General features: G+C 48.5%; 1 pseudogene. It reads left to right on the forward strand.

From position 1 onward, the window contains the following. Positions 1 to 270, forward strand: a pseudogene (locus AAEZ06_RS27340) (hypothetical protein); the annotation flags it as partial.

The following is a 270-nucleotide window of genomic DNA, read 5'->3' on the forward strand; positions in this document are numbered from 1 at the left end:
GGTGTGCATTATATCTCGCCTAACGAGATGATTCACGCAGGCTCATTATTGGTATTTCATCCTGCCAGTAAAAGCTTACACGTCGATGATACTTTTATGAATCCACCATCAAAGTTACTGCGCGCGGTGCTACCCGAGATAATGTTGCACCCAACGACCAAAAAAGCGCTAAAAAGCGAGCCTGATGCTGGTAAACAGTATTGCGACTGGGCAACGAGCTTGGCTCATGAGTGGCGTGATGTGCGTCACTTTTGCGCAGCGCACTCAGAG

It is taken from the genome of Pseudomonas sp. HY7a-MNA-CIBAN-0227 (genome assembly GCF_040310325.1).
In the GTDB taxonomy this organism is placed as follows: Bacteria; Pseudomonadota; Gammaproteobacteria; order Pseudomonadales; family Pseudomonadaceae; genus Aquipseudomonas.